5 protein-coding genes and 2 pseudogenes are annotated in these 4153 nt (G+C 28.9%); 3 read left to right on the plus strand and 4 right to left on the minus strand.

The genetic code is table 11. From position 1 onward, the window contains the following. Positions 1-310 precede the first annotated feature (310 nt). The 3 genes from U860_RS0130660 to U860_RS0130670 form a co-directional block, all read right to left on the minus strand. On the minus strand, positions 311-970 hold the full coding sequence (locus tag U860_RS0130660; RefSeq protein ID WP_025151458.1) for a CatB-related O-acetyltransferase: 660 nt from the start codon (positions 968-970) through the stop codon (positions 311-313). A gap of 545 nt (positions 971-1515) precedes the next feature. Further along, positions 1516-1794, minus strand: a complete 279-nt coding sequence (locus U860_RS0130665; protein ID WP_025151459.1) for an AbrB/MazE/SpoVT family DNA-binding domain-containing protein — start codon at positions 1792-1794, stop codon at positions 1516-1518. Between the two features lie 141 nt (positions 1795-1935). Then, on the minus strand, positions 1936-2817 hold the full coding sequence (locus tag U860_RS0130670; protein ID WP_025151460.1) for a helix-turn-helix domain-containing protein: 882 nt from the start codon (positions 2815-2817) through the stop codon (positions 1936-1938). A 246-nt stretch (positions 2818-3063) separates the two neighbouring features. Here U860_RS0130670 and U860_RS0130675 point away from each other — a divergent pair, with 246 nt between their 5' ends. Continuing rightward, positions 3064-3315: a LuxR C-terminal-related transcriptional regulator gene (locus U860_RS0130675; protein ID WP_002171990.1), complete on the plus strand. Its 252-nt coding sequence runs from the start codon at positions 3064-3066 to the stop codon at positions 3313-3315. Positions 3316-3319: 4 nt separating this feature from the next. On the opposite strand, the pseudogene U860_RS34795 reads toward U860_RS0130675, so the two are convergent. Beyond that, a pseudogene (locus tag U860_RS34795) lies at positions 3320-3451 on the minus strand (arsenate reductase); the annotation flags it as partial. 110 nt (positions 3452-3561) lie between these two features. Between U860_RS34795 and U860_RS0130680 the strand changes: the two are divergent. Both U860_RS0130680 and U860_RS36750 read left to right on the plus strand, forming a co-directional pair. Further along, positions 3562-3903 (plus strand): YolD-like family protein, encoded by a 342-nt coding sequence (locus U860_RS0130680; protein ID WP_002171988.1) that lies wholly within the window; start codon positions 3562-3564, stop codon positions 3901-3903. 80 nt (positions 3904-3983) lie between these two features. Further along, positions 3984-4153 (plus strand): annotated as a pseudogene (locus U860_RS36750) (IS3 family transposase); the annotation flags it as partial.

Consider the following 4153-nt stretch of genomic DNA (forward strand, 5'->3'; position numbering starts at 1 on the left):
GTGTCCTTATCTGGACACGCCGATTTGCCAACGCAAAGAATACCAGTCATATACCTGTCCCCATCGGGAAATTGTACGTTTAGACACATGTTAGACCTAGAAAAACAAGAGTGTAAAATTAGATGTTGGTTATAATTTCAAAAGTGGATCTGATTTTTTTATTATTACTAAAAAATCAAATCCACTTATTCGTGTCCTTAAAAACAATCATCTTTGAAAGAATCAATACATGAACTTTCATTCTCTAGACTATTAGTTTTTTGTAATAAAAAAACTACATCCTATATTGAATGTAGTTTTTCTAGATAATTTATTTATATTTCACTTCATTTTTATAAAAAGCAAATAATGGTTCAATGGTCGGACTAGATAAAAGAGGAATTGCCCTTTCAATCAATTCTCTATCCCAATCAAACCAACGCATTTCCATTAGCATATTCATTTCTGTATCAGTGAACCGTTTCTTTATTTCCTTAGCAGGATTTCCACCAACTATTGTATACGGCGGAACATCTTTACATACGACAGATCCTGCTGCAACGATTGCACCTTCACCGATTGTAACGCCAGGCATTATTATAGCATTCATTCCAATCCAAGCATCGCTTTTAATGACTGTGTCGCCCTTTGGTTCATATGATTGTTCTATTTGCTCAGCGAATGGATAAACTGTAATCCATTCTGAGTGATGATTATGATTCCCACCCATTAAAATGATAACTCCACTTGCAATACAAACATAATTTCCAATTATGAGTTTATCAAGATGCCAACCCAACTGTTCAATTGGATTGAAAAGTGCTTGGGACTTAGCATCGCCCCATAAATATCTTACACAACCATCTTCAAAATTTTGATGTCCATAATACCCTGAATAATAGGAGTACTCTCCTACTTCAATAAGTGGATTTGTTACTATATCTTTTAAATACTTTGTTTCAGACCAATGATTAAATAATGGATGCTTCATAACTATATTCCTCGCTTCTAAGTATTATAGATTTTTGCAATTCACTTAGAAGCTTAATACGACAGCGACATTTTTTAGCTTTCTCAAACGACGAATCATTATCTTCAAGCCTTTCTTTTATAATAAAAGCATCTTAACGTGATAAATTACATAAGTCAAATTGTAAAATTATGTACTCAAACTAAATAGTATTATACCGAAATATGAGCATTAAAACGATTTAGCTTTACATAAATCCCCTAATCAATTGATTAGGGGATTTATGAGTACCTATACAAAATCTCATAATCCTTAAATTAATATTTATGTATAAAATAATAAACTGTTCAACATTTTCCTTTTATTTTAAAGCTTTAAAACTAATTTCTTTCTCGATTTAATAACCTCGTATCTTATGTAAGGTGACTTTTCTTATTTTAAATTTTTTGGTTGGTTCCCTCTATTTGTAACAATTAAACAACGTGTGTTTATAATAAAAAAAGTCCCCTGAATGATAGTGGACTTTCTTTACAAGTATATTTTATTTTAAAGTTCTTACTTATCTTTTATTTTAAAAGATATTGCTGTAACTTCTTTATTAACAGTTCTGTTCCCTCTGGACTTACAACAATCTTCCCATTCGCTAGCGATATATTCCTGTTTGAAATATCACCTGTGATTGCACAAGCTTGTGAAGATTGATATTTCCGCAAAATAATTTGATCCTCTTCCACAAACATTTCTAGAGCATCTTTTTCTACAATTCCTAAACTCCGTCTTATTTCCATTGGAATAACAATACGCCCCATGCTATCTGCTTTACGAGTAATCCCTCTTGATTTCATAAAATGCCACCCTTTATTTTTATCTACTATTACAGCAATTAGTTTAACAGTAAACCTCAATAAGGAATAGTTCGTATTACAGCAATTTTTTCAAAAAATAAATTACAATAAAGGATAGTTCATATCAAAGTTGTCTCTTTTTTATTCTTGTTTTTCAATATATTTATCTCTAATCATTTTTATATAATGTTCTTTTTCTGTTAGTTCAAATATAAATAATGCTTTTTTCATGTTATTAGCAACATCTTCTTCATTAGGTTGTTTAAGTCGCAATAAATTCCAAGCTTTTCCATAGTATAATTCACCTAATAGGTAGAAAGTATTTATATTAATAGCTAATTTGATACCAATATCACTGTATTTTATTGCTTCTTCATGTTGATTTGTCTGGCCTAAAGTTTTTGCTAAATTAAAAATGATTTTTAATTTAATTTCTTTATCTCTAGGAAAATCTAACTTATTAAAATTAGTTAAACATTTTCTTAATATATTAATACTTTTTTCGTATTCTTTGTTTTCCCCATGAAATATAGACATTGTCTGCATAATATCTATTTCTCTTTCTGATAAAAAATCAGCATTAGTTAAAGTTAGTTGTAATGCATTATTTAAAAGATTTAAAGCAGTTTTTGTTGATCTATTCACCCTAAATATAGCAATTGCTTCATGCCATATTAGAAATTGTTTATCTTCTTTTGACTGGAAATTATTTTCGTTTTTCTCTTTTTTCACTATTTCATAAAGTTCTTTATATTGTTTTTGCTTTATGCAATCTCTTATTACACATTTTACATTTTCTACATATTTTAATTTTTTGTTTTGAGTTAGCGCAAATATATAATTCGGATCAATACCAAGTCTTTCAGATAATTGATACAACAATATGCTAGATGGATAAATAATACCTTTTTCTATCTTACTAATTTGACTTTGTGAACATATTCCATGACATAATTCAGATTGTGATATTTTTTTTTTCTTTCTAAGTTCTTTAATAACACTACCGAGATTGTAGAATTCCATTTCTCCCCCTCAAATGTAACAATTTATGAGTATAAGAATATTTTCTAACTTTTAATGTAATGTAAAATTAGTATAGTTGCAATTACTAATTATATTGATTTATAGTTTCTTTTACAAACTTGTATCGCAATGAGAGAAATTATTACACTTAAAAGGAATAAAGGGTATTGAATATGATTTTTAGCTTTATTTCAAATAATAGTTTCTTTTGATTTTTATTTTAATCATTTCGGAGGAGCTTATTTTATGAACAAAATGTTAACCGAAAGAGAGTTAGAAGTGGCTATTTATGTAGCACAAGGATTAACGGATGCAGAAATTTCCAGTAAAATATATGTTAGCCCTAGAAGAATTTCAACGATTATTAATCATATTAAAGAGAAATGGCATATTAATTCTAGAGTGGAATTAGGTATTTTAGTTTATCATTATGGGTTTATAGATGCACCTTTATTTTCAAATAAAGACAGTCGTTTATTCGAAAAGGTTGCACATTGAACTACCCCCAATGAACACGATTAACATGTGGAGGTGTAGACGGACACACAGAATCCGCATGACTACAAAGAGTAACCACTAAATCAGCATTATTTAAAATGTTTGGATCAATAATATCTGATATTTGATTTTATAAGGAGCAAAAAACCTCTAAATGTTTATTTTATAATTACATAAACAATCCCAACATCTCCAAAATTTGATATAATGATACAGTTATTAATAGCAATTAGGGAGATATATAGCATGAACGATACAAATATGCCAAAAGGAAAAGAAATGGTTAAGCGGACTCCATTCGCTTCGGTACCGAAGAAATTCATCGGTATTGGTAAGATTGTTAAAAAACAAACAAAAGTGGAGCGCCCTACATTAACCCAAGACGAACAAGAAATTATTGAAAACAAGTTATTATGTTCATTTCTTTCTGAAGAGAAGATATTGATTACTTATTATAGAGATGGTCATTTGCTTACTAGATATATGACTGTAACTGACATAAATCCGATAAAGAATTTAATAACTTGCACTGATGCATCTTATAACAGAATTTTTCTTAAATTTATAGATATAATTAATTTGAGATAAAAAACATACGGTTTTTCAAATATAGCCGGTAATAAAAATGAAAGAATCTTGTATTCTAGGTTAAATACAGATAGAGAAAGATTGAAAATTTCTTTGGTATTATTCAATCTAATTATTGTTTATTTAACAGCGTTTGAGAGTATAGAGCACTTTAAACAAGAGTTTGAAAAATGTATCCATTATTATCACAATCGGGTTAAGTCAAAATTAAAAGGCATGAGTCGGTTGAATACGAGGGCACTGAAAAACT

Source organism: Bacillus sp. H1a, assembly GCF_000633475.1.
GTDB classification, from domain to species: domain Bacteria; phylum Bacillota; class Bacilli; order Bacillales; family Bacillaceae_G; genus Bacillus_A; species Bacillus_A paramycoides.

Excerpts from the sequence above, each read along its gene's own strand:
- U860_RS0130665 (WP_025151459.1), bottom strand. The coding sequence starts at position 1,794 with ATGAAATCAAGAGGGATTACTCGTAAAGCAGATAGCATGGGGCGTATT.
- U860_RS0130660 (WP_025151458.1), bottom strand. The coding sequence starts at position 970 with ATGAAGCATCCATTATTTAATCATTGGTCTGAAACAAAGTATTTAAAA.
- U860_RS0130670 (WP_025151460.1), bottom strand. The coding sequence starts at position 2,817 with ATGGAATTCTACAATCTCGGTAGTGTTATTAAAGAACTTAGAAAGAAA.
- U860_RS0130680 (WP_002171988.1), top strand. The coding sequence starts at position 3,562 with ATGAACGATACAAATATGCCAAAAGGAAAAGAAATGGTTAAGCGGACT.
- U860_RS0130675 (WP_002171990.1), top strand. The coding sequence starts at position 3,064 with ATGAACAAAATGTTAACCGAAAGAGAGTTAGAAGTGGCTATTTATGTA.